The 21,688-nt window shown below is 63.2% G+C and carries 25 protein-coding genes and 2 pseudogenes; 9 read left to right on the top strand and 18 right to left on the bottom strand.

What is annotated here, in order from left to right:
- Positions 1–37 precede the first annotated feature (37 nt).
- On the bottom strand, positions 38–910 hold the full coding sequence (locus tag F0Q04_RS06360) for an EamA family transporter (protein ID WP_182344963.1): 873 nt from the start codon (positions 908–910) through the stop codon (positions 38–40).
- Positions 911–974: 64 nt separating this feature from the next.
- On the opposite strand from F0Q04_RS06360, the gene F0Q04_RS06365 reads away from it, so the two are divergent.
- Complete coding sequence (locus F0Q04_RS06365; protein WP_182344964.1) at positions 975–1,520, top strand: MarR family winged helix-turn-helix transcriptional regulator; 546 nt, start codon at positions 975–977, stop codon at positions 1,518–1,520.
- A gap of 396 nt (positions 1,521–1,916) precedes the next feature.
- Here the strand turns inward: F0Q04_RS06365 and F0Q04_RS06370 are convergent, their stop codons facing one another.
- Positions 1,917–2,423 (bottom strand): DUF6314 family protein, encoded by a 507-nt coding sequence (locus F0Q04_RS06370; RefSeq protein WP_182344965.1) that lies wholly within the window; start codon positions 2,421–2,423, stop codon positions 1,917–1,919.
- A 361-nt stretch (positions 2,424–2,784) separates the two neighbouring features.
- Between F0Q04_RS06370 and F0Q04_RS06375 the strand changes: the two genes are divergently transcribed.
- The gene (locus tag F0Q04_RS06375; RefSeq protein ID WP_116927732.1) at positions 2,785–3,351 is read left to right on the top strand and encodes a hypothetical protein; all 567 of its coding nucleotides are present in this window, start codon (positions 2,785–2,787) and stop codon (positions 3,349–3,351) included.
- A 204-nt stretch (positions 3,352–3,555) separates the two neighbouring features.
- Positions 3,556–3,963, top strand: a complete 408-nt coding sequence (locus F0Q04_RS06380) for a BLUF domain-containing protein (RefSeq protein ID WP_116927733.1) — start codon at positions 3,556–3,558, stop codon at positions 3,961–3,963.
- Positions 3,964–4,047: 84 nt separating this feature from the next.
- Here F0Q04_RS06380 and F0Q04_RS06390 read toward each other — a convergent pair.
- Positions 4,048–4,826 (bottom strand): annotated as a pseudogene (locus F0Q04_RS06390) (sensor histidine kinase).
- On the opposite strand from F0Q04_RS06390, the gene F0Q04_RS06395 reads away from it, so the two are divergent.
- Positions 4,825–6,033, top strand: a complete 1,209-nt coding sequence (locus F0Q04_RS06395) for a TonB-dependent siderophore receptor (RefSeq protein WP_182344967.1) — start codon at positions 4,825–4,827, stop codon at positions 6,031–6,033. The pseudogene F0Q04_RS06390 and the gene F0Q04_RS06395 overlap by 2 nt on opposite strands.
- A 127-nt stretch (positions 6,034–6,160) precedes the next feature.
- On the opposite strand, the gene F0Q04_RS06400 is transcribed toward F0Q04_RS06395, so the two are convergent.
- The 10 genes from F0Q04_RS06400 to F0Q04_RS06445 all read right to left on the bottom strand — a co-directional run bounded on the left by F0Q04_RS06400 (position 6,161) and on the right by F0Q04_RS06445 (position 11,372).
- Entirely contained in the window at positions 6,161–6,646 is a 486-nt protein-coding gene (locus F0Q04_RS06400; RefSeq protein WP_116927736.1) for a hypothetical protein, read from the bottom strand.
- 207 nt (positions 6,647–6,853) lie between these two features.
- Complete coding sequence (locus F0Q04_RS06405; protein ID WP_182344968.1) at positions 6,854–7,255, bottom strand: DUF3224 domain-containing protein; 402 nt, start codon at positions 7,253–7,255, stop codon at positions 6,854–6,856.
- Positions 7,256–7,402: 147 nt separating this feature from the next.
- Complete coding sequence (locus F0Q04_RS06410) at positions 7,403–7,618, bottom strand: hypothetical protein (RefSeq protein WP_182344969.1); 216 nt, start codon at positions 7,616–7,618, stop codon at positions 7,403–7,405.
- Positions 7,615–8,184, bottom strand: a complete 570-nt coding sequence (locus F0Q04_RS06415; protein WP_182344970.1) for a sigma-70 family RNA polymerase sigma factor — start codon at positions 8,182–8,184, stop codon at positions 7,615–7,617. The genes F0Q04_RS06410 and F0Q04_RS06415 overlap by 4 nt, the downstream gene beginning before the upstream one ends.
- A 12-nt stretch (positions 8,185–8,196) precedes the next feature.
- Complete coding sequence (locus F0Q04_RS06420) at positions 8,197–8,652, bottom strand: DoxX family protein (protein WP_232539524.1); 456 nt, start codon at positions 8,650–8,652, stop codon at positions 8,197–8,199.
- A complete protein-coding gene (locus F0Q04_RS06425; protein ID WP_182344972.1) occupies positions 8,615–8,896 on the bottom strand; it encodes a putative DNA-binding domain-containing protein in 282 nt (93 codons plus the stop codon). Before F0Q04_RS06425 ends, F0Q04_RS06420 begins: the two co-directional genes overlap by 38 nt.
- On the bottom strand, positions 8,869–9,651 hold the full coding sequence (locus tag F0Q04_RS06430; protein ID WP_182344973.1) for a DUF692 family multinuclear iron-containing protein: 783 nt from the start codon (positions 9,649–9,651) through the stop codon (positions 8,869–8,871). Before F0Q04_RS06430 ends, F0Q04_RS06425 begins: the two co-directional genes overlap by 28 nt.
- Before the next feature lie 58 nt (positions 9,652–9,709).
- Complete coding sequence (locus F0Q04_RS06435; protein ID WP_116927742.1) at positions 9,710–10,045, bottom strand: DUF4148 domain-containing protein; 336 nt, start codon at positions 10,043–10,045, stop codon at positions 9,710–9,712.
- 78 nt (positions 10,046–10,123) lie between these two features.
- Positions 10,124–10,351, bottom strand: coding sequence for a hypothetical protein (locus F0Q04_RS06440; RefSeq protein WP_116927743.1), 228 nt, complete (start codon positions 10,349–10,351; stop codon positions 10,124–10,126).
- Positions 10,352–10,748: 397 nt separating this feature from the next.
- Complete coding sequence (locus F0Q04_RS06445) at positions 10,749–11,372, bottom strand: TetR/AcrR family transcriptional regulator (protein ID WP_182344974.1); 624 nt, start codon at positions 11,370–11,372, stop codon at positions 10,749–10,751.
- 147 nt (positions 11,373–11,519) lie between these two features.
- On the opposite strand from F0Q04_RS06445, the pseudogene F0Q04_RS06450 reads away from it, so the two are divergent.
- Positions 11,520–12,417: pseudogene (locus tag F0Q04_RS06450) on the top strand (TonB-dependent receptor); the annotation flags it as partial.
- A gap of 680 nt (positions 12,418–13,097) precedes the next feature.
- Here F0Q04_RS06450 and F0Q04_RS06455 read toward each other — a convergent pair.
- Complete coding sequence (locus tag F0Q04_RS06455) at positions 13,098–13,535, bottom strand: hypothetical protein (RefSeq protein ID WP_133248237.1); 438 nt, start codon at positions 13,533–13,535, stop codon at positions 13,098–13,100.
- Between the two features lie 88 nt (positions 13,536–13,623).
- Between F0Q04_RS06455 and F0Q04_RS06460 the strand changes: the two genes are divergently transcribed.
- Both F0Q04_RS06460 and F0Q04_RS06465 read left to right on the top strand, forming a co-directional pair.
- Positions 13,624–13,908, top strand: coding sequence for a helix-turn-helix domain-containing protein (locus F0Q04_RS06460; RefSeq protein ID WP_182344975.1), 285 nt, complete (start codon positions 13,624–13,626; stop codon positions 13,906–13,908).
- 187 nt (positions 13,909–14,095) lie between these two features.
- Positions 14,096–14,503 carry a hypothetical protein gene (locus F0Q04_RS06465; RefSeq protein ID WP_182344976.1) on the top strand — a complete coding sequence of 136 codons (408 nt, stop codon included), beginning with the start codon at positions 14,096–14,098 and terminating at the stop codon, positions 14,501–14,503.
- Positions 14,504–14,583: 80 nt separating this feature from the next.
- Here the strand turns inward: F0Q04_RS06465 and F0Q04_RS06470 are convergent, their stop codons facing one another.
- From F0Q04_RS06470 to F0Q04_RS06485, 4 genes are read right to left on the bottom strand one after another with little or no spacing between them, the layout of a single operon-like run.
- Positions 14,584–15,522: a ZIP family metal transporter gene (locus tag F0Q04_RS06470; RefSeq protein WP_182345563.1), complete on the bottom strand. Its 939-nt coding sequence runs from the start codon at positions 15,520–15,522 to the stop codon at positions 14,584–14,586.
- A gap of 60 nt (positions 15,523–15,582) precedes the next feature.
- A complete protein-coding gene (locus F0Q04_RS06475; protein WP_182344977.1) occupies positions 15,583–16,209 on the bottom strand; it encodes a superoxide dismutase in 627 nt (208 codons plus the stop codon).
- Between the two features lie 56 nt (positions 16,210–16,265).
- Positions 16,266–16,760 (bottom strand): hypothetical protein, encoded by a 495-nt coding sequence (locus F0Q04_RS06480; RefSeq protein ID WP_021028932.1) that lies wholly within the window; start codon positions 16,758–16,760, stop codon positions 16,266–16,268.
- Positions 16,757–17,242: a hypothetical protein gene (locus tag F0Q04_RS06485; protein ID WP_409935212.1), complete on the bottom strand. Its 486-nt coding sequence runs from the start codon at positions 17,240–17,242 to the stop codon at positions 16,757–16,759. Before F0Q04_RS06485 ends, F0Q04_RS06480 begins: the two co-directional genes overlap by 4 nt.
- A gap of 300 nt (positions 17,243–17,542) precedes the next feature.
- Here F0Q04_RS06485 and F0Q04_RS06490 point away from each other — a divergent pair, with 300 nt between their 5' ends.
- Together F0Q04_RS06490 and F0Q04_RS06495 are read left to right on the top strand one after the other, a co-directional pair.
- Positions 17,543–19,351, top strand: coding sequence for a VRR-NUC domain-containing protein (locus tag F0Q04_RS06490; RefSeq protein WP_182344978.1), 1,809 nt, complete (start codon positions 17,543–17,545; stop codon positions 19,349–19,351).
- Entirely contained in the window at positions 19,348–21,666 is a 2,319-nt protein-coding gene (locus F0Q04_RS06495) for an ATP-dependent DNA helicase (RefSeq protein WP_182344979.1), read from the top strand. The genes F0Q04_RS06490 and F0Q04_RS06495 overlap by 4 nt, the downstream gene beginning before the upstream one ends.
- The last annotated feature ends 22 nt before the right edge of the window (positions 21,667–21,688 follow it).

Consider the following 21,688-nt stretch of genomic DNA (forward strand, 5'->3'; position numbering starts at 1 on the left):
TGAGTGGCTAAGGGGTGAAAAAACGGGCAGGTCGGCATCAGCGAGAAGGCGCCGCCGTCCACTGCACGGCCAGCACGCTGACCAGCACCACCACCAGGCCGGCCAGCGCCATGCCGGTCATCGATTGGCCCAGCAGCGCCCAGCCCAGCACGACGGCGGTGAGGGGGCTGAGCAGGCCCAGCGATGCGACGGCCACGGTGGGTAAACGTGCAATGCCGCGAAACCACAGCGCATAGGCCAGCAGCGCGCCTGCCAGGCACAGATAGGCATAGGCCAGCCCTTGTACAGCTCTGAGCGACGGCAGCGGTGCATCCAGCCACCAGGCCAGCGGCGCAAGCATCAGGCCGCCCAGCAGCAGCTGCCAGCCGGTGAGCGCCATCACCGGCAAGTCCAACTGCCAGCGGCGCGTGAGCCAGACCCCGCTGGCCATGCAGGCGGCGCCCAAGAAGGCCGCGGCAATGCCGATGGGCTCGAACACCGTTTGCGGCGATACCAGCAGCAGCGCCATGCCCAGCACCCCGGCCACGGCCGCCGCCAAGGTGCTGCGGGCGGGGGATTTGCCGTCGGCCCACCAGGCCAGCGCCATCACCATCAGCGGCTGGATGGCGCCCAGCACGGCGGCCAGGCCACCGGGCAGGCGGTAGGCCGCCACAAACAGCAGCGCCTGGAAGGCGCCGATATTGAGCGCACTCAGGATCAGCAGGCGCAGCCAGTGCTGCTGCGCGGGCAGCCGGCGCATGGCCAGTACCAGCAGCAGGCCAGCGGGCAGCACCCGGATCAGCGCGGCGGTGAAAGGGCGGTGGGGTGGCAGCAGCTCCGAGGTCACGATATAGGTGGAGCCCCAGACCATAGGGGCCAGCGCGGTGAGGGCGATGTCTTGCCAGCGGGACGGGCGTGGGAGGGCTTGCATAGGTTTTATCTTCAAATCAAGATAAAATGAATGCTAACCTTTAAATATCTTGATATCAAGACAAATGCCAAAAAAACCTTTGTCCTCTGCGGGTGATGCCGTGGACGCGATCCTGGCGCAATGGGCGCGCGAGCGGCCCGATCTGGATGCCAGCCCGATGGGTCCGATTGGCCGCATCAAGCGCTGTTCCGCACTGATCGAGCAAAGTCTGGATGTGAACTTTGCGCAGTTCGGCCTGAGCTTTTGGGAGTTCGATATGCTGGCCGCGCTGCGGCGCTCGGGCGCGCCTTACCGGCTCAGCCCCACCGAGCTGTTTTCCACCCTGATGGTGACCTCGGGCACCATGACCCACCGGCTCAAGCGCCTGGAAGCCAATGGCTGGATCGAGCGGGTGCCCCATGCGCAAGATGCGCGCAGCATGCTGGTGCAGCTGACCAAGCCCGGCCTCAAGCTCATTGATGCCGCCGTTACCGCCCATGTGGACAAGGAACGTGCGCTGCTGCAGCCCTTGCCCGCAGCAAGCCTGGCGGCGCTCAATACGCATCTGTCGGCGTTGCTGGCGGTGCTGGAAGGCGGCGCAGGCAGCTCAGAGGATGAGCAGGGCAGTTGATGCGTTGTTGAGGGGGCAGTGTTTAGAACCTGTTCAAAGTCTCTACGCAGCCGCGTTGGAGTGCAATCGGGATGAGTTCGAAGGGATGGAACGCAGCTTGCACCGGGGTGCAAGCAAGGGCCAGCGTGAAGAAATTGCCCGATTTCACTCCAACCCGTAGGGACAGTGGCTTTGTGGGCGGCCGGCAAGGGGTGCCCGACTAGGGCCGCCCGGGCAGGGGCGGTCTGCGGCGTTGCAGTGCTTGCCAATAGCGGGCTATTGGCTGCGCACTGCGCGGCTAAGCGCCCCCCTCGCATCCCATCCCGCAAAGACACTGTCGCGGCGCGAGGAGACATTGAACAGGTTCTTGGATCAACGGACTTTAAATCCGCTGGTCTAGGCTGCCTCCTAGACGTCTCAGATCGCTGTGCTGCTGGTGGTCGGGGCGCCCGCCAGCCGCTCATACAAGGTATAGCTGCGGTAGGACTTGTGCGGCCCACGCACCTGGTGCTCGATGACAAAGCCGCCGCTGCGCAGGAACGCGTAACTGCTGTCATAGCGGTCCGCAATACACAGGTGCGAGCTGCTGGCGCTCAGCTGCCCGTCCTGGTCGACGGCAGGATGCAGCCGGTGAAAAAGGCGCTGCTGCTGGGCATCGAAATAGATGCACAAATGGGCCCCTTGCTGGCTGAAGAAATAGCTGCCGCTGGCGCGAAACGAGCCGCCGCTTTGCAGCACCATCTGGCCGCTCTCGGTGTAGTGGGCCGCGCTCGCCCCTTCGGGCGTGAAGCGCGCCTGGCCCTGCACGGTGCCAATGGGGTTGCGGGTCACCAGATCTTGCAGGCTGCGGGAAAAACGCCATTCGCCTTGCAGCGCGGCAAGCAGGTGTTCTGCCACCCAGGGGAGGGGGTGCTCGGTAGTCATTGCGGTGTTTTCCATAGGCGGAGCATCTGTGTTGCAGACCCTCTCAGCGCCTGACGCCCTTGTGCCGAGGTGCCGTGGGCAGCGGCAGATTTTGCCAGGGTTTTCTCGCCCGCCCTATCGCCGCCAACGGCTTGGAGCCGCCCGTTTGGGCGGTAGGTGAAATCTGACCATGTGTCCGTCCTGCCACCCACAGCCTGCGCGGTTGGGGCTGCTGATAATTCATTCACGCCATTGAGGCCAGCAACGCAGCCATTGTGGCGGTATTGCATGAATGACATGCCAGGAGACTATTTTTTTGCGCTTCATTGATAGGCCCAAAAAATAGTCAGCTCTTTCACCATAACGATCCAAGGAAAAAACCATGAAGCTCCAACCTACCATCGCCGCCCTGTGTGCAGCCGCTTTCTTCTCCGGTGGCGTTTTCGCCATGACCTCTGCCGAGCAAAAGGTCGAGAAGGACCGCATTGAAGCCGAGCACAAGGCGGCCAGCGACCAGTGCAAGCCCATGAAGGGCAATGCCAAGGATGTCTGCAAGAAGCAGGCTGATGGCCAAAAGAAGGTTGCCATGGCTGACCTGAAGCACCGTGCAGAACCTACCGAAAGCCACCGCCACGACCTGGCCAAGGCCAAGGCAGATGCCGAGTACGACGTGGCCAAGGAAAAGTGCGACGACGCCACGGGCAACACCAAGGACGTCTGCCAGAAGGAAGCCAAGGCAGCCCATGTGAAGGCTTTGGAAGCCGCCAAGGTCGCTGAGGTGAGCGCCAAGCCATCGTCCAATCCATCGGATGTGGCCGATGCGCGCAAGGACGCTGCCGACAAGTCGCGTGAAGCCGACTACAAGGCTGCCAAGGAGCGCTGCGATGCCATGGCCGGTGATGCCAAGGATGCCTGCGTGACCGATGCCAAGCGCAAATTTGGCCAGTAATTTGCGTTGATGCTGCGCCTGCGAAGGCGTTGTCACCAGCCCCTGATGCACCATCTGCGATGGCCATCAGGGGCTGGTTTTGTGCGGTGATAGCAAGTGCCTGCTATCGCTGCCAGGCTCTGGAGCAGAAAAAAGACCTCAGCCGGCACTCACCCGCCGAGGCAAGCAGTACATTGCATACATATTGACAGTGAAAGTGCAGCCATGCCTTCTTTTCTCCGATCCCTTCTCTACACCAGCAGGCTGGCTGCCGGCTATGGACCCACCGAGGTGGGGCGCATCGTCAAGCAGGCACGTGAGATGAATGCCATCCATGGCATCACCGGCGTGCTGGTGTTTGATGGCGACTGGTTTGCACAGTATGTGGAGGGCGCGCCCGAGGCCATGCTGGTGCTGGAATCCCATCTGCAGGCAGACCCCCGGCATTCCGATTTCCGGGTCATCGATTCGGGGCTGTCCGGCCCCGAGCGGCGCTTTCCCAACTGGGTGATGGGTTATGCGGATGGCGATATCGACAGCACCGGTTTGAACATCTCGGCGCTGGCCCAGGCAGATACCTATGAGGCGCTGGAGCGCTTTGCCCAAGCGGTCAAGACCTTGGATATTCTCTGACCGGAAGGCCTAGCCGCCCTCGCTGATGGCGAGCGCGCTCGATGGTGGTGGCGGACCCTTGGCCAGCAAGATGCCCCAGGCCCATCACCGTGCGCTGACCCTGTTTTTGCGGATGCGCATGCAGGCCGACAGGCCCTGCGGTTCGCGGCTGTGCAGCAACAGCACGCCGCCATGCGCCTGCGCAATGGCATCGACAATGCTCAGGCCCAGGCCGTGGCCACCCGTATTCTGGTTGCGTGATGCGTCCCCGCGCTCAAAAGGCTGGCGCATGCGCTCGAGCTGCGCGGGCGCATGCCCGGGCCCCGGTCCTCCACGCAGACCTGGGCAAGGTCCTCATCTTCATCGAGCACCAAGCTGGCGCTGCCGGCATAGCGCAGCGCGTTGTCGATCAGGTTGTCCAGCGCGCGTCGCAGGCTCAGAGGCTGGCCCATCACCGGCGCGCGGATGTGGCCGCGGATATCGACGGGCTGGCCTAGCTCCTGCCGGTCCTGGCAGATGCTGCGGGCCAGTGCATCCAGGTCAATCTGCTGCAGTGGGCCCTGGTGCTCCCGCGCCTGGATAAAGGCCAAGGTGCTGTCGATCAGGCCTTCCATGCAGCTCAAGTCGCCGCGCAGCTTTTGCTTGCCATTGTCCAGGTCGGCGCTGTCCAGCAGCTCCAGGCGCAGCCGCATGCGCGTGATGGGCGTGCGCAGATCATGCGATACGGCGGCCAGAAAATGCGTGCGCTCGGTCAGGTTGGCGGCAATGCGCTGCTGCATGCGGTTCAAGGCATGCGCGGCCTGGCGTACTTCGCGTGGGCCGTCCTCGTCCATGCGCGGCGCGGCGACCACATCGCGCTCCAGCGCCTGCGCGGCCTGGCCCATGCGCAGCAGTGGGGTCACCACCCAGCGCACCGCCAGCAGCACCAGCAACACCACCACCAAGTACCTGCAGTGGACGCTCAACGGCCCCTTTGAGGCGCTGGGCCGGCGCCACCAGTTCATGATGGGCGCGAACTACAACGACAACACATCGACCGCCTATGGCCTGGACTGCTTCAACAGCGCCGGCCAGTCGGTGGCCTGCATGAACGGCATCAGCAACGGCTTTGCGATCGGTGACTGGCGCGAATTTATCCGCACGGGCCAGGGCATTGGCGAAGTGACCACCGCCCGCAACGGCAAGGACACCGTCACGCGCATCAAGACCTATGGCAGCTATGCGGCCACGCGCCTGAGCATCACCGATCCGCTGTCGGTCATCGTCGGCGCGCGCCTGAGCTGGCAGCGCAACTTCTCCAACGGCGTCGTAACCTCGGGCTTCAGACACCAGGTCACGCCCTACCTGGGCGCCGTCTATGACCTGAATCGCAACTACTCGCTCTACGCCAGCTACACCGATGTGTTCGAAGCCCAGTCGCAGCGCCGCGTCGATGGCACGTATCTCGATCCCAAGTCCGGCACCGCGATGGAAGTGGGCGTCAAGGGCGAATGGCTCGATGGCCAGTTCGATGGCTCGCTGGCGGTGTTCCGCAACCAGCAAAAGGATGTGGCAACGATTGCGCGTGATGCCAACGGCGACCCGCTCTACGTGACCGGCGACGAGGGCGTGACCACCTATCTCAACGGCGCATCGGGCGTGACCACCAAGGGCTTTGAGCTGGAATTCTCCGGCCGCATCACGCCAAGCTGGAACGTCTATGGCGGCTACACCTATCTGTCGGTGAACAACCCCAACGCCACCGGCGCAGAGGATGATCCCAAGCACCTGCTGCGCCTGAACACCAGCTACCGCCTGCCCGGCAGCTGGAACAAGCTTACCCTGGGCACGGGCCTCACGGCACAGAGCAAGATGCACCAGGTCGCCACCGGCACCAGCCACCCGACCGAAGGCGCCAATGTCAATATCGACCTGAAGGCCTACACCTTGTTCCATGCGATGGCGCGCTATGAGATCAACAAGGACCTGGTCGCCACCCTGAACATCTCCAACCTGTTCGACAAGACCTACTACCGCCAGTACGGCTTCTACTCGGGCGCCATCTATGGCGAGCCCCGGACCGTGCGTCTGAACCTGAAGGCCACCTTCTAAACCAAGGACCGCGTTCCTAAGGCAGATCCGCAAAGATCTGCCATGCTGCAGCCCACTCTGCAGCCCTGGACTTTGCAGTGCCAGCCTGTGCTGGCGGTGCAGAGTCCTTTTTTTGTGGCCGTCTGCGCTATCGCTGCTGGAGCTCGTCCGCGATGCGCTGGCACCAGGCCTGGGCCTCTGCCTGCAGGCCAAAGCTGCTCAGGTGCATGGCGCGCTCGCCCCGTACACGCAGGCGCACGACATAGTAGGGCCCATCTTCGGCACTGCGCTCCAGCACGCTGGGCGGCTCGATATCAGCATAGGGAATGGCACGCGGGGGCCGTGGCAGGCGGCCATGGCGCACCAGGCAGTGCTGGCGCTGGTCAAAATGCAGCCGCAGGCAGCGCCCGCATGCCAGGCAAAGAAAGAACACCCCCAGCACCACCGGCGCCGTGATGCAGGCGGCCAGCAGCAGCAGTTGCCACCAGGGCAGGCCCCAGTGGCCATGCTGGACAAAGGGTACCGGGATGAGAAACATCGCCAGGCCCATCACCGCGACAAACAGCCGCATCGGCCAGCTGATGTGCTCCTCGTAACGGAGGCCATCGGCGCTGTCGCGGAATCCATGGGTCATGTCATGCCTTTTGCGCGGGGCGCGGATGGGGCGCTGAAGTGGAGAACCCACGAGCGGGGTCGCCAGGGAGCTGCACAGATTGGATCTGGATTCTACGGGGCGGCTTGGTATGGTGGGAAGAGCGAACACGCCCCATGCACAAAGTCCCGGGCCTGCATGCGATTGCAGGCCCGGGACTTTTCAGTCGTCGAAGGTGCTGGGGGCTCGTCAAGCCTCAGGCAGCTGGTACACAAAGCGGTAGGAATGCTGGCCGTTGTCGATCGTGATCTGCATGCTGCCGCGCAGGCCCTGCAGTGCATCGGTGGCCGAATCGGGTACGACGCTGATGCTTTGCGTGGACTCGCCCTGCGCCATGCTGGCGCTGTGCTGCAGCACAAAGGTGCCGCTGCGGCCATGCAGGCTGCCTTGCACGTGCTCCATCGCCACATAACCGGCCGAGCCGGCGGTCGTGCTGCGGAACGACAGCATTTCGCCCTGGCTGGTCGCCTGCAGGTCGCCGCTGAATTGTTTGTCCAGCGAGAACCGGCCCAGGCCGGTGGCCTCGGCAACCGGGCTCAGGCCTTCGGGTTGCAGCTTGATGTCAAAGCGTCCGGTGGCGATGTGGTCCATGGCAGTGTCCTGGCAAAAATGGCATTTTCATCTATCACTGTATTTATGTACAGTCATGGGTCGTGATCGTGATCTCCATGGTGATGAGGCTGTGCGCTTCGGGGCAACCCGTCGTTGGGACGGTGCCCCGGCGATCCTGTCCGGGCCTTAGTTCTCCGAGGAGGGCTTGGCGGGCGGGTTCGGTGGCGTTTGCAGATGATCGCTGTAGCCCTTGAGCATGTCTTGCAGCGCCTGGTCATTGCGCGTAAAGGCGCGGCAGCGAAAGCAGATCATGCGGTGCTGCCAGGCGGCGATTTTGCCGGCCGTGCCGGCCTCTTCCATTTGCCCGGTGGTAAGTTGAAAAATGTATTCACGGCATTTCATGAAGCAGTCTCTTTGTCAAACCAGTTTTGGTGCAGGCACAGCTGCAGCTGCTTGCGCGCGCGGCTCATGCACTGCCAGTAATCGGCCTTGGTGATGCCCAAGGTGCTGCAAATCTCCTCGGCCTCGCATTCCAGAAACTCCTTCATGGAAAACACCCGCGCTGGCTTGGCCGGCAGCTTGTGCACACACAGGTCGACGACGATGAAGAACTGGTCGTTTTGCAGCTGCTGCTGGGGGTTGACCCAGGTAGTGGGCGCAACGCCCTCAACCCAATGGCCCCGCTTGTCAAACAGGACTTGGTCGAGGTCGTCCTGGAAAGCCTCGTCATAGCTCACGGGCGCGCGGTATTTCTGTCGCAGCCGGTCGCTGATCTTGTTGCGCAAAATGCCAAACAGGTAGCTCTTGGCCTGGGCGGCGTCAAAGCTGCTGCGGTCCAGCTGCAGCAGCGCCGCCAAGGTATCTTGCACGGCATCCTCAGCCTCTTCACGCGAGGGCAGGTGCAGCATTGCAAAGCGCAGCATGGCGCTGCGCCATTGGACGGTGATCTCTGCTGCGATGGTGTGCATACACTCCTTTGCTTATCGATGGCAACAACGGTCCAGGGACCAGCGGCCCGGCCCCTGGCTGACAATGGCGACCAGCATGATGCCCAGCATCAAGGGCACCTTGAAGCCCAGGCCGTCATCGCTGTCGATCTGGTTCCAACCGGCCCAGCCCAGGTCGAAATGCACGCTGTACACCGCCACATAGGTGATGAAGATCAGCCCCAGCGCGGCAATGCGCGATGCCAGCCCGATGATCAGCGCCACGCCCAGCACCAGCTCGGCAAGCCCTGCAATGCCCCAGTTGAGGCTGGCAGGCAGCCAGCTCACCGGAATGGGAAAGTCCAGGCCTGCAAACCAGGCCGGTGCCTCCCAGCCCGATGACAGTTTACGAAAACCCGCCAGCACAAACTCCTGCCCCACCCACAGGCGCAGCAGCAGCAGACCCAGGCCATCAATCTTCTCGCGTGCTTTCACGTGCAATGAATTCAAGGAATGCATCTTTCATATCTCCATAGTAGGGCGAGCTCCAGCGCGAGTCGCGCACAAAGGCGGTGATCAATTCCCGCCAGGCCTCGTCGCCCAGTTGCTCGCGCAGTTCCGGAAAATGCGCCTCCACCATCTGGCTGGCGCCCAGGTGGACCAGGTGGCGGTAGGCACGCATGCCGTTGTCGCTGTAACCCGCAGGCACCTGGTCGGACAGACCTCTTACATAGTCGTAGAAGTGCGCAGACATGCCAGCTCCTGGTTGATGACCTCCATACCGGGGACATCGTTGTCCCATTCCAGCAGCACGGGGGTGCCATGGCGCTCGGCAAGGCTGCGTGCGAGCTGCTGGGTGTGTGCTTCCACCGGCTGGCTGTGCGTGTCCATGAACAGGTCAAAGCGCGCATCGAACTCATGGCCCGCCACATGCATGTAGCTCACGCGGCCCATGTCCAGGCCTTGCACGAATTCGCTCGGGCTGGGGCCGCCATGGTTCTTGTGGTTGACCGACAGGTTGTTCAGGTCCAGCAGCAGATGGCAGTCCGCCTGGTCGAGGACCATGCCGAGAAAATCCGCTTCGGGCATCGCGCCCACATTGGTGTACCAGGTCGTGTTCTCGACCGCGATGCGCATGCCCAATGCATCTTGCACGACGCGGATGCGGTCGGCCACCCGGCGCGCATGTGACTCGGTAAAAGGCACGGCAAACAGGTCATAGAGCTGGAAGCTGTCGCCGCTGGCGGCCAGGTGGTCGGAGTACAGCGGGGTGCCCAGGTCATCAATCAGCTGGCGCAGATCGCGCAGAAAGGACCTGTCCAGTGGTGCGGCGCCGCCCAGATTGAGGGCCACGCCATGCAGGTTGACCGGGCGTCCCGAGTCGATCAGCGCCTGCAGCGGCGCCAGATCCCGGCGCACCCAGTTCTCGGGTGCGACCTCAAAGAAGTCGGCATGCACGGCGGACATGTCCCAGTCGAGCATTTCACGTCGAAAGCCAAGGCCAATCATGTGGTGTCCTCATTTCTGTGGAGGCACGAGTTGGCGCTTGGCCAACCCGCATCCAACGTTACTCTCCAAAGCTGTCACCCTGTGGCAAGGTGCCGGCCATGCGGGCCTGGGAAGCGGCCTCGATGACCTGGGCACGGCTCAAGCCCATGCCGGGTTGCTGGGTTTTGAACTGCGGCGCATCAAAATTGCCGTCGAAACGCAACGTGCCGTCCATGCGGGCCTGGGTGAACTGCATCCGGACCTGGTCGCGGCTGAGGCTGCTGTTGGAGGGGGCATAAGCCGGGTAGTCCGAGCCGTTGCCCACGGGGGCGGTGCTCATGGCCTGGGCGCTGCCGGCAAAGGCCAGGCTGGCGGCCAGAAGAAGACGGGTAGTGATCTTGGTAGTGGTCGACATGGTTGGAACCCTTTCTGTGGTGGGGGCGGGTGAGCGTGGAGGCTCACCCTGGTGTTGTGTGGTGTGTTACGGAGTGGGTCAGTGGGTACCCGCGCCATCCTTCTTGGAGCAGCCGCCGTCCTTCTTGGAGCAACCGCCGTCCTTCTTCGAGCAGCCGCCATCCTTCTTGGAGCAGTTGGCGTCCTTGGTGCTCGATTCCTTCTTGCCGCAGCTGCCTGCGCCGCATTTGCTGTCCTGGCTGCCAGCGGCCCAGGCGGAGGTGGCGAGGACAGCGGCGGCCAAGGTGGTGAGGGTCTTGATGTTCATGGTGTCGTTCCTGTGATGAAAGGTTGAAAGTGCACAGCACAGCGCTGCCACGTTGATGAAGTCGTTCGACCTGATCGATTCCTGACATATTTTTGAAAATATTTATCGAGACCGCCAAAAAAAGCAGGCGCAAGGCTGCGCCCGCCCTGCCAAAGTGGCCAGGGTGTGGATGTTTTCAGGGAGAGTGAGTGCTGCTGGTGCTGCGGGCTAGCAACTAGCTAGTGGCTGCAGAGCTCGCGCCCATGGCATGGAAGCGGATAGCGATGAGGCACAAGGCGTTTTTTGGAAGGCGAGCCGTAGTCATGGCCAAGGCTGACCATGCAGCGGGTCAGCAGGGCCGGCGTTCAGACTGTAGCGGGGCGCATGGCAGAGGGCGCCTGGGGCAGACCCGAGAGCGTCAGGGCTGCAGCTGCGGATCGAGCTGCAGCTGCAGCAGCGCGCCGGCGATCAGCGCATGCATGCCCTGGGCCAGATCACCTTCCATCTCGGCGGTCTCAGCCTCGTAGCTGGTGGGCACCACGCTCTCCTGGCGCGCGGCCGAGTACACCGAATCGGCAGCGGCCAGGCCGTGGAAGGCGATGGTCGCCAGCAGCCAGCGCGACTGCTCTTTGCCAATGCGGTAGGCCTGCGCCACTTCTTCCTGGTGGGTATCGATCTTCTCGAGCATCGCCGGGGTGGCGACCAGCCTGCGGATCACATAGGGCGTCACGCCCGGGTAGGTCTTGGCGAACTGGCGCACCGAATCGCTGAAGCGGACCAGGTAGTTCTGCAGGCCCTCTTGTTCGCCCACCTTGGGCAGAGAAAACTCCCAGCGCCGAAAAATCTCCTCGGCCACCATGTGCTTGAGCTCGGCCAGGCTGGGCACATGCTTGTACAGCGCCATATGCGTCACGCCCAGCGTGCTGGCCACGCCCACAAAGGTGATGTTGGGCAAGCCCATCTCGATACCTGCATCGGCGATGCGCTCTTGCGTGATCAGGCGCGGGCGCCCGCGCGGGGCTGCTTTTTTCTCAGGGTCCATGTTCTCTCCAGGTGCCAGGCCATTGTCAGCCAAACCGCTGCTGCGATAGCTGTAAAAGATGTACGGTAATTTATTAGTTTAGTATTATTAAACTAACTATTGTTCCTATTGCGTTTCGCGTTGGGGCGGGCTGTCTATCGTGTGCCCGGCGCCGACTGGACCACCAACCTCTACAACCCGGTATGGGGCCCGGCTGCCGACTTTGTCGCGCCCCACATCGATGGCGCAAGACCGCGTGCAGCTCACCTTGGGCGTGCGCCGCCAGCAGGTGGTCAGCGACAGCTACAACATCACCTCGGGCGCGCGTACCTCGCGCTATGACGAAAGCGCCACCTCGCCCGCCGCTGCGCTGCTGGTCAAGGCCAGCGACAACCTCTCGCTCTACGCCAACTACATCGAAGGACTGAGCCAGGGCGCCACCGCACCGATGACCGCCGCCAACGCCGGCGAAGTGTTTGCGCCCTGCAAGAGCAAGCAAAAGGAGATGGGCCTGAAGCTCGACCTGGGCGACTTCGCCCACACCGTCAGCGTGTTTGAGATCACCCGGCCCAGCAGCTATACCGACCCTGTGACCAACGTCTTCTCGTTCGGCGGTGAGCAGCGCAACCGAGGCATTGAGTGGAGCTTCTTCGGCAGCGCCATGCACGGCCTGCGCCTGATGGGCGGCGTGGCCTACACTGCCCCGAAGCTGACGCAAACCGCTGGTGGCGTCAACCAAGGCAAGCTCGCCACCGGCACCCCCAAGTGGCAAGGCAAGCTGGGTGCGGAGTGGGATGTTCCTGGCGTGCAAGGCCTGGCCCTCAGCGCCAACGCCACCGCCGTGTCCCGCCAGTACATCAGCGCCGACAACAGCCTCTGGGCCGCCGGCCGCACCACCTATGACCTGGGCGCCCGCTACATCACCAAGGTGGCCGACAAACCAGTCACCTTGCGGGCATCTGTTCTGAACGCGACCAACAAGTCGTACTGGGGCATGCCCCAGCTGTCCAGCCTGGCGCTGGGCGCGCCGCGTACGTTTGCGCTGTCGGCGTCGGTGGATTTTTAATTAAGTTAGTAGCTAGCCCGCTGCAGCGCTTGCCGCTGCGGTGGGTGATGTGAGTGAGCCCAGATTGCTGCTGCCGTTGGCAGGGGGCGTCTGGGCTTTTTGTTGGGTTGGCCCGGTTTGAAGCGCGCAGATGCCGTCAACGCGAGGCACTGTGCAGACGCAAAAAAACATGCCCTCAGCATGTGTGTAGATAGAGAGAGATCAGGGGAGGGTAGACAGAAGGTCTGGTGGTGCTGGCTTGCCAAACATTGGCAGGGCAGAGCAAAGGCGTTTTCAGAGACTGGATCGCTGCGCTGCAATGGCGCTATCGAAGCCGGTGTTCATCGCAAAAAAATGCGTGGCTAGTGTGAACCATTGGCTGGCAAAAACGACTTCCGGACAGTTCCGGTCAGTCGCCCCACGATGAACCTTGGAGTAGCCGCAATTGCTACGCCATGGGTGCAGTATATGATCAATTGAGAATCATTCGCAAATAAGCTTTGGGGTTGTGGGGGGATTGGGGTGGGGTGCAGAGAGCCGATGAATCGTAAACGGCAATTCTTGGAGTTCGGGTTGGCGGAGGCCGGGAGATCTTCAAAGGGGTAGACGTTGCATCGAAGTTGGTATCGAGCTTCTGATGGCAGTGCTCAGCCATTGATCGCTGTTTTAGGCTGGATGCGGTCTATCAATTTGACTAGGCGTTATGGCCGCCATCGGGTGGTCGGCAGTCTTGCATCTCCGCCATACATGCGCCCTCGATTCATGTCCTCACTTGCTGGCGCATTAGACCGCTTGGCCACCCATGCCATATACAAGATTCCCAGAATGCAAAGAATCAGCGCCGGCCAGCCAACAACAAACACTCCCAAGACCCCTTCAAAGAAAAACAGCAGACAGATCCATAGCTGTGTAGGCCTGAACCGTCGCAGCGCTTGTTGGTGCATGCGAGCATCATCCTGCTCATCCACTCCGGAACCAGAGGGATCAAGCACTTCAGCTTCGATAAGGCCTTCACCCAAGGAAGTTTGACTGACGACTTCATCGGTCACGACAAGGAGCTTGTGCTCGTGCTCCATAGCAATAAATCCTTTCAGGTTGATGCATAAATGCGGACGCTCGGGTGGCGTGCTTGCAAGCATTCAGAGGGCGGTTTGGTTGCAGAAATAGTCCATTTCAGACTATTCCAGAACGGACTTTAACTTGTGAGCAGTTTCATGTCCATCCACCATGTACCGCTCCACCCACAATCCCAACTACCAGCTCTTACTGTCCGTTCTCACTGCCACGCGCAAGCGTATGGGCGTGTCGCAAGTGGAGCTGGCACAGCGTCTTGGTAACACGCAGACTTTTGTGTCCAAGTGCGAGCGTGGCGAGCGGCGCATTGATGCTGTGGAATTGGTGGAGTTCGCGGAGGCGCTTGGTGTGCCACCGTTGGAGGTCCTTGCGGAATACCTCGAAAGACGGGATAGCAACCTATTCGCAGCTAGCAAGAAGACGAGAAGCCGAAGCTAAAAGGGGGCAGACTACGCAGCGTTGGGTTGCGGAAAACTGCGTGTGCGAGCGAGCGTGGAGAAAGTCAGATAGCCCGGTGTATCTGGTGCCTTTGCCTGTTCTTTCCTGTTAAGGAGCAGAGATAGAGGCTCTCCTCGATTGGAGCGTAAATTCGCCGTAAACCTTCTCCCTTGAAAGCACCTCACTTATGCCTTTGTATGTGGCTCACTTCCTCATAAAGGAGGAAAACCTTTGGTTGAACAATCAACCACCGTACGAGGTTCTTCGCATTGAAGAACATCACTTTCTCGCATTGCATATGTTCGCAGCCGGCGACCCAGAGGCGGCATACAGCCGCGCTTTGGACATGCTCCCTGGCTTGAGCGATGCGAACCACGAAGGGCCCGGCGATCGAACACATTTCGAAGCGATTGGTATCTTCGATCTCGACGAAGTGTTCGTCGCTGAGGATCTTTCAACCAACCTGAACGACATCTATGGTGTTGATATTGGGGTGTTGGACATTGAGGAACTGCTGCATAAGCGATCTAGGGCCAAGCATGAGTTGCGCCTCTTCAAATATCAGACGGGCTTAGCTGCAACCGCAGCGAGTTAGCAATCTTCCCTAAATCCGCTGGGCCATTTAGCTCGCCGCGTGCAGTATTGACGCGTATCTCTAACGCGCCCGCTACCCCCTCACCCCAGCGCCGTATCCAACACCATCATCAAAACAAACCCCACCATCAACCCCGTAGTCGCAAAAAACTCATGCCCCTTGCGGTGCGATTCCGGGATGATTTCGTGGCTGATGACGAAGAGCATGGCGCCGGCGGCGAAGCCCAGGCCCCAGGGCAGGAGCAGGGCGGAGCTGCCGATGATGGCGGCGCCGGCGACGGCGCCCAGGGGTTCGACCAGGCCGGAGGCAATGCCCAGCAGGACGGAGAAGCCTCGGCTGTAGCCGACGGCCAGCAGCGCGGCGGCAACGACAAAGCCTTCGGGCACATCCTGGATAGAGATGCCGATGGCCAGCGCATTGGCGCGCATGCCTTCATTGCCGGCGTAGCCCACGCCAATGGCCAGGCCTTCTGGCAGGTTGTGCAGGATGATCGCAAACACAAAGAGCCAGGTGCGGCGCAGCTGCTGGGCGCTGGCGCCTTCGCGGCCTTTGATGAAATGTTCGTGGGGCAGCAGGCGGTCCATGGCCAGCAGGGCCAGGCCGCCTAGCAGGATGGAGGTGCCAACCACACCGCCGGCAGCCCAGGCGCTGCCGCCCATCAGGTTGGAGGCGCGTGCGGCATCCAATGCGGGGATGACCAGCGAGAACGCGCAGGCAGCCAGCATCACGCCGGCGCCAAATCCAAAAAGAGTGTCCCGTGTGCGTTCCGACGGACGCTGGGCCAGCAGCACGGGCAAGGTGCCCAAGGCAGTGGCCAGCGCGGCCATGCAGCCGCCCAGCAACGCGTTGCGCACCGAGGGCTGGTTTTTCAAGCCATCCCAGATCAGTGCGGCCAGCGCAAATACCCCCAGGGCACAGATCAACAGACCGATGCGGGTTTGCAGCTTGAGCGCCGGTTTGGGCGCAGGGCTGGCGGTGCTGCGCGATCCGTCATCGCGCGGGTCGGGCTGGTTGTCCATTTCCATCGGTTGGTTGCCTGGGGTCATGTGCGTGCTCGCGTGCTCGAAGAAGGGAGTGACTTACTTGCCCAGTGCAGCGGCGTACTTGCGGGCAACGACGCCCCAGTCCACCACATTGTAGAAAGCGGCAATGTATTCAGGGCGGCGGTTTTGGTACTTCAGGTAGTAAGCGTGCTCCCACACATCCAGGCCCAGGATGGGGGTGTTGCCCGAGCCAATGCCCTTCATCAGTGGCGAATCCTGGTTGGCGCTGCTTTCCACCGCCAGCTTGCCTGCAGGCGTCACTGTCAGCCAGGCCCAGCCGCTGCCAAAACGGCTCAGTGCCGCCTTGGTGAAGGCATCCTTGAAGGCGTCAAAACCACCCAGGTCGGCATCGATGGCCTGGGCCACATCGCCTTGGGGCAGGCCACCGCCGCTGGGCGACATCACTTCCCAGAACAGGCTGTGGTTGGCGTGGCCGCCGCCGTTGTTGCGCACGGGCAGGCGCAGCTTCTCGGGCAGCGATTCCACCTGGGCCACCAACGCTTCGATGGACAGGTTGGCAAACTCCGTGCCTTCAACCGCCGCATTGAGGTTGTTCACATAGGTCTGGTGGTGCTTGCTGTAATGGATCTCCATCGTCTGGGCGTCAATATTGGGCTCCAGGGCATCGTAGGCATAGGCCAGCTTGGGCAGGGTATAGGACATATCGTGTGTCAGTTGTTGAGTGGAGAACAGGGTGGTCAATGCCGGTGCGGCGGCTGTCAGTGCAGCAGCGTGCCCGGCGGCGGGTTGCCCGAAGGCATGGGAACGCTGTGGGCCTGCCGCTCCATCGCATCCTCGCGCTCGCGGGCGGCGCAGCGGTTGTGGTGCTCGGTCAAGGCGGCAAAGGTGTGGTGCAGGTGCTTGCAGGCGGCCGATCGCAGGTCGGCGCTGGCATGGTCGTCGCGCGTCAAGGCCAGCAGTTGGTGGTGGGCGCAGTTGATGCACTCGCCCGCTGATATCGGCTGGCTCAAGGTGTTGAAGCAGTCGGCCAGGTTCAGATGCGCGACCACAAAGGCGGCCAGGCGGTCATCGGCGCAGACCCCGGCCGGCGCATCGTGGAACAGCTGGTGCGCCACGCGTAGCGCATGCTCATGCCAGGCCAGCGCTTGCTCGGGGCGGTTGTCGCGGCTGGCTTCCACGCCGGTCTGGGTCAGGCGCTCCCATTCGCGCAGCAGCAGCGGGCCCGATACGGAGGACGGAAAACGCGAGCTCATGGCAGCTCCTTGGCGGGCACGCTGGCCGCCGTCATCACCCAGGCGTGCGAGGCCTTGGCGGTTTCTGTGGGGACAAAGCCCTGGGGGTCTTCCAGCAGGCAGGTGCTGCCCAGGCGCTTGCACTGGTCATGCTCGCGCCAGTAGCCGCCGTGGCTGATGCAGCCGGTCTGGCAGATCACCAGGTTGGTGGCATGCTGGCCCAGCTCTTGCAGATAGGCATCGGGTGGTGGCGGGGGCACGGCGGCCACTTCCATCGTCGCGGCCGGGTCCACACAGCGGCGCACGGCCGTGACGGCCGCCCGGTTGGCGATGGCCGACAGGTGCACCAGGCGGTCTTCGCGCTCCCAGATGAGGGCGCTGTCGCGCATGATGACCTGAGCCCGCAGCTGGGTGACCTGGGCGCGCAGCGCCTCGACTTCCGCGCGCAGTGCATCGACCTGGGCCGTGCAGCGCGCTTGCAGTGCAGCATAGTGGCGCAGCATCACACCGTGCTCCTGCACCAACGGATGGATGTCACTGTCTGGGTTTGGCACGGTTGGCTCGCCTCCACGGGATAAACGGAAAACACTTTGCTCGGCATCAAGGCAGCGTCAAATAAAAACATAATAAATGAGAATCGTTTCTATTCGCAAACTCATTTGTATATGGCCTGCCTGCAAGCAGTGGAATAGTGCAATCGGCTGCGCGAGCCTGACGGCCAGAAGGGGACATGGCGGCAAAGTTAAAATAGCTGTATAAAAATACAGATCGGCTATCACTCACCCACACCGCATCCGACCCCCATGCTGGCCCCCCACCGCTACTACTACCTGCACAACTTCGAGCGCGCGCTGCAGTGGCTGGGGCAGCGCTATGGCGATGTGCTGGACGCGCAGGAGCAGCAGTTTCTGGCGGACTTTGCCCAGGCCCCCATGCCGTCGCAGGCGCTGATGGTGCGCATGCTGATGCGGCGCGGGCCCTGGTTCCGCGCGGACAAGCTGGTCTACGACGAGATTCCCGATGTACATGCCGCCGCGCAGCCCTTGCTGGCACTGGGCTGGATCGATGCCGATGCCGATATGGCGTTGGCCGAGCTGTTTGCGCTGCACACCAAGCCCGAGCTGCTGCAGATCTTTGCCAATGCCGGCTTGGCGCGCTCGCTGCGCAAGGCGGACATGCTGGCCCAACTTGCGCAATGGGCTCAGCAGTCTGATCCAGGTACCGAGCAAGAAGCCCAAGAGCAGCTGCAGCCCTACCACCGCTGGCATCCGCAAGCCGAACATGCCGCCTGGCGCGTCACCGTCGGCGAGCTGGCCGAGGGCCTGCGCCTGATGTTCTTTGGCAATCTGCACCAGGACTGGTCAGAGTTTGTGCTGGCCGACCTGGGCATCTTCAAATACGAGACGGTGGCCTTTGATGCGCAGTCGCGCGCCTTCCAGACCCGCGCCGATGTGCAGGGCTACCGCCAGCTGCAGCAGTGGCGCCAGGCGGTGGATGAGGACGAAGACCGCCAGGCGCTGATGGACGCGTTGACCACCTGGCGCAGTGCCAACCCCTGGCTGCAGCAGCGCCATGCCAAGGTGCTGCTGCGCCTGGGCCAGGCCTGTGAGCGCAGCCAAAGCTGGGCGCTGGCCGAGCAGGCCTATGCTGCCAGCCCCTACCCGGGCGCACGCCACCGCCGCATGCGCGTGCTCGAACGCATGGAGCGCTTTGACGAGGCCCTGGCCTTGGCCAGCGCCGCTGCGCAGCAGCCCGAGAGCGATGAGGAAAGCCAGCGCCTGGCCCGCATGCTGCCGCGCTTGCGCCGCCACCTGGGCCAGCGCAGCGCCAGCCGCCGCGCGCTCAAACCCGAGGTGGCGCAGCTGCGTGAGGATGTGGCGCTGGACCGGGTGCTGCGCATGCCACGCATGCAACACGATCTGGCGGCGATGGATGCGCTGAGCGATGCCGCAGCGTTGGAGGCCGCCTTGCGCGCTGGCGACGCGATGAAAACCGCCGAGGTCACCGAAGGCCTGCGCCTGATGCCTGTGGAATACGCCTTGCGCGACCACTGGCACCGCGACGATGCGCCGGTGTTTTATGTCGAGAACGCGCTGGTCAACTCGCTGTTTGGCCTGCTGTGCTGGCCGGCGATTTTTGCGCCTTTGCCAGGGGCGTTTTTTCATCCGTTCCAGGCGGGGCCGGCCGATGTCTATGCGCCCGATTTTGTCGCGCGGCGTGCGGCGCTGTTTGAGGCTTGTCTGGCGACCTTGGACGACGGCAGCTACGCCGAGGTGATCCGCCAGCGCTTTGCCGACAAGGCTGGCCTGCAATCGCCCTTTGTGTTTTGGAGCACGTTGACGCAGGCGCTGCTGGACCATGCGCTGGCCTGCATACCGGCGGCCCACCTCCAACTGCTGTTCCAGCGCCTGCTCGGCAATCTGCAGGCCAACCGCACGGGCTTTCCGGACCTGGTGCGCTTTTGGCCGCAAGAGCGGCGCTACCAGCTGGTGGAGGTCAAAGGCCCGGGCGACAAGCTGCAGGACAACCAGATCCGCTGGCTGGAGTACTGCGCCGCCCATGGCATACCCGTGGGCGTCTGCCATGTGCAGTGGCGCGAGGCGGGCGCATGAGCTACACCGTGGCGGTGCGCGCCTTGTGCGAGTTCACCGCCCGCGCGGGCGACCTGGATTTGCGCTTTACGCCTGCGCCATCGGCGCTTGAAGGCATCGAAGGCCATGGCCTGGTGCGTGCCCGCCGGGGCGCCGGCTATGAGGCAGAACTGCGCCTGGCAGGCAGCTTTGAAGACCTGCAGGTACGCGGCCGCGCCGATGGCTTTGACCCGGCTCTGGGTCAGCTCGAGGAAATCAAGACCTACCGGGGCCAGATCGACAGCGTGCGCGACAACCACCGCGCCTTGCACTGGGCGCAGGCCAAGGTCTACGGCCACCTGCTGTGCCTGGAGCGGGGCCTGCCCCGCTTGAAGGTGGCGCTGGTCTACTTCAACGTCGGCACGCAGCAGGAGACGGTTCTGGCCGAGCCGTACAGCGCCGCCGAGCTGCAGGCGTTTTTTGAGCAGCAATGCCGCTTGTTTTTGGACTGGGCGCGCAGCGAGGCCGCGCACCGCAGCGCGCGGGATGCGGCGCTGGCGGCGCTGCGCTTTCCGTTTGCGCAGTTCCGCACCGGGCAGCGGGCGCTGTCGGTGGCGGTGTACCGCACGGCCCAGGCGGGCTTGCAGGCGGGCGGCGGCAGCTGTTTGATGGCGCAGGCGCCCACCGGCATTGGCAAGACCGTGGCCACCATCTTCCCCATGCTCAAGGCCAGTGCGCAAGAGGGGTTGGACAAGCTGTTTTTTCTGACCGCCAAGACCACAGGCCACCGGCTGGCCTTGCATGCGCTGGGCCTGTTGCAGACGGCGCTGCAGGGCCAGACGGGCGCGGTGCCGCTGCGCGTGGTCGACCTGCAGGCGCGCGACAAAAGCTGCGAGCACCCGGACAAGGCCTGCCATGGCGAATCCTGCCCGCTGGCCCAGGGCTTTTACGACCGCCTGCCCGCCGCCCGCGCCCAGGCCCTGGCGCAAGAGCCGATGCTGACGCCCGACAAGGTACGTACGCTGGCGCTGCAGCACCAGGTCTGCCCCTATTACCTGACCCAGGAGCTGGCGCGCTGGAGCGATGTGGTTGTGGGCGACTACCACTACTTTTACGACAGCGCCGCGATGCTGTATGCGCTGACCCAGGCCCACCAGTGGAAGGTGGGCGTGCTGGTGGACGAGGCCCACAACCTGCTCGAACGCGCGCGCCGCATGTACACGGCCGAGCTGCCGCAGCACACCTTGGCGGCGGCGCGCAAGGCGGCGGCCGGCCCGGTCAAGAAATCGCTGGATGCCTTGAACCGGCAATGGAACGCGCTGAACAAGGCCCAGCACGAGGGCGGGCAGGACTACCAGGTCTACGCCGAGCTGCCGCCCGGCCTGCTGGGTGCCGTGCAGCGCGCCGTGGCGGCCATTGCCCAGGCCCAAGGCGACAGCCCCATGCTGCCGGGCGACGCGGTGCTGGGCTTTTACCTGGAGGCGCTGTCCTGGCTGAACCTGGCCGAGCAGCTGGGGCCGCATGCGCTGTTTGATATCAGCCTATGGGGCAGTGCATCTGCCGGCCGGCGGGGGCCGATGTCCACGCTCTGCATCCGCAATGTCGTGCCCGCGCCGCACCTGGCCGCGCGCCATAGCGCCGCCTGCGCCACGGTGCTGTTCTCCGGCACCCTGGGGCCGCAGGCCTTCTACCAGGATCTTCTGGGCCTGCCACCTGCCACGCAGTGGGTCGATGTGCCCTCGCCCTTCCTGGCCGCACAGTTGCAGGTGCAGATTGCGGGCCATATCTCCACCCGCTACCAGGACCGGGCGCAGTCGCTCGTGCCGATTGCCGAAGTGGTGGCGGCGCAGTTTGCCCGCCAGCCGGGCAACTACCTGTGCTTTTTCAGCAGCTTTGATTATTTGCAGCGCGCGGCCGAATGCATGCAGCGCCTGCAGCCGCAGCTGCCGCTGTTCTGCCAGACCTCGGCCATGGACGATGCCGGGCGCGCCGCCTTTTTGGCGCGCTTTGACGAGGCCGGGCAGGGCATTGGCCTGGCCGTGCTGGGCGGGGCGTTTTCAGAAGGGGTGGACTTGCCGGGCAACCGGCTGATAGGCGCCTTTATTGCCACCCTGGGCCTGCCCCAGGTCAACCCCATCAACACGCATATGCAGCAGGCCATGGCCCAGCGCTTTGGCGCTGCCAAGGCCTATGACTACACCTACCTCTACCCGGGGCTGCGCAAGGTGGTGCAGGCGGCTGGGCGGGTGATTCGCAGTGAGGATGACCGGGGCGTGGTGGTGCTGATCGACGACCGCTTTCACCGCGCCCAGGTGCGCGCGCTGCTGCCTAGCTGGTGGCAGCCGCAACGGTGGTAGATTGGGGTTTCTCAGAGGAGAG

The sequence above is a fragment of the Comamonas koreensis genome (genome assembly GCF_014076495.1).
Lineage (GTDB): Bacteria > Pseudomonadota > Gammaproteobacteria > Burkholderiales > Burkholderiaceae_C > Comamonas > Comamonas squillarum.

Excerpts from the sequence above, each read along its gene's own strand:
- F0Q04_RS06360 (WP_182344963.1), bottom strand. The coding sequence starts at position 910 with ATGCAAGCCCTCCCACGCCCGTCCCGCTGGCAAGACATCGCCCTCACC.
- F0Q04_RS06365 (WP_182344964.1), top strand. The coding sequence starts at position 975 with ATGCCAAAAAAACCTTTGTCCTCTGCGGGTGATGCCGTGGACGCGATC.
- F0Q04_RS06370 (WP_182344965.1), bottom strand. The coding sequence starts at position 2,423 with ATGACTACCGAGCACCCCCTCCCCTGGGTGGCAGAACACCTGCTTGCC.
- F0Q04_RS06375 (WP_116927732.1), top strand. The coding sequence starts at position 2,785 with ATGAAGCTCCAACCTACCATCGCCGCCCTGTGTGCAGCCGCTTTCTTC.
- F0Q04_RS06380 (WP_116927733.1), top strand. The coding sequence starts at position 3,556 with ATGCCTTCTTTTCTCCGATCCCTTCTCTACACCAGCAGGCTGGCTGCC.
- F0Q04_RS06395 (WP_182344967.1), top strand. The coding sequence starts at position 4,825 with ATGCGCAGCAGTGGGGTCACCACCCAGCGCACCGCCAGCAGCACCAGC.
- F0Q04_RS06400 (WP_116927736.1), bottom strand. The coding sequence starts at position 6,646 with ATGACCCATGGATTCCGCGACAGCGCCGATGGCCTCCGTTACGAGGAG.
- F0Q04_RS06405 (WP_182344968.1), bottom strand. The coding sequence starts at position 7,255 with ATGGACCACATCGCCACCGGACGCTTTGACATCAAGCTGCAACCCGAA.
- F0Q04_RS06410 (WP_182344969.1), bottom strand. The coding sequence starts at position 7,618 with ATGAAATGCCGTGAATACATTTTTCAACTTACCACCGGGCAAATGGAA.
- F0Q04_RS06415 (WP_182344970.1), bottom strand. The coding sequence starts at position 8,184 with ATGCACACCATCGCAGCAGAGATCACCGTCCAATGGCGCAGCGCCATG.
- F0Q04_RS06425 (WP_182344972.1), bottom strand. The coding sequence starts at position 8,896 with ATGTCTGCGCACTTCTACGACTATGTAAGAGGTCTGTCCGACCAGGTG.
- F0Q04_RS06430 (WP_182344973.1), bottom strand. The coding sequence starts at position 9,651 with ATGATTGGCCTTGGCTTTCGACGTGAAATGCTCGACTGGGACATGTCC.
- F0Q04_RS06435 (WP_116927742.1), bottom strand. The coding sequence starts at position 10,045 with ATGTCGACCACTACCAAGATCACTACCCGTCTTCTTCTGGCCGCCAGC.
- F0Q04_RS06440 (WP_116927743.1), bottom strand. The coding sequence starts at position 10,351 with ATGAACATCAAGACCCTCACCACCTTGGCCGCCGCTGTCCTCGCCACC.
- F0Q04_RS06445 (WP_182344974.1), bottom strand. The coding sequence starts at position 11,372 with ATGGACCCTGAGAAAAAAGCAGCCCCGCGCGGGCGCCCGCGCCTGATC.
- F0Q04_RS06455 (WP_133248237.1), bottom strand. The coding sequence starts at position 13,535 with ATGCTTGCAAGCACGCCACCCGAGCGTCCGCATTTATGCATCAACCTG.
- F0Q04_RS06460 (WP_182344975.1), top strand. The coding sequence starts at position 13,624 with ATGTACCGCTCCACCCACAATCCCAACTACCAGCTCTTACTGTCCGTT.
- F0Q04_RS06465 (WP_182344976.1), top strand. The coding sequence starts at position 14,096 with ATGCCTTTGTATGTGGCTCACTTCCTCATAAAGGAGGAAAACCTTTGG.
- F0Q04_RS06470 (WP_182345563.1), bottom strand. The coding sequence starts at position 15,522 with ATGGACAACCAGCCCGACCCGCGCGATGACGGATCGCGCAGCACCGCC.
- F0Q04_RS06475 (WP_182344977.1), bottom strand. The coding sequence starts at position 16,209 with ATGTCCTATACCCTGCCCAAGCTGGCCTATGCCTACGATGCCCTGGAG.
- F0Q04_RS06480 (WP_021028932.1), bottom strand. The coding sequence starts at position 16,760 with ATGAGCTCGCGTTTTCCGTCCTCCGTATCGGGCCCGCTGCTGCTGCGC.
- F0Q04_RS06485 (WP_409935212.1), bottom strand. The coding sequence starts at position 17,242 with ATGCTGCGCCACTATGCTGCACTGCAAGCGCGCTGCACGGCCCAGGTC.
- F0Q04_RS06490 (WP_182344978.1), top strand. The coding sequence starts at position 17,543 with ATGCTGGCCCCCCACCGCTACTACTACCTGCACAACTTCGAGCGCGCG.
- F0Q04_RS06495 (WP_182344979.1), top strand. The coding sequence starts at position 19,348 with ATGAGCTACACCGTGGCGGTGCGCGCCTTGTGCGAGTTCACCGCCCGC.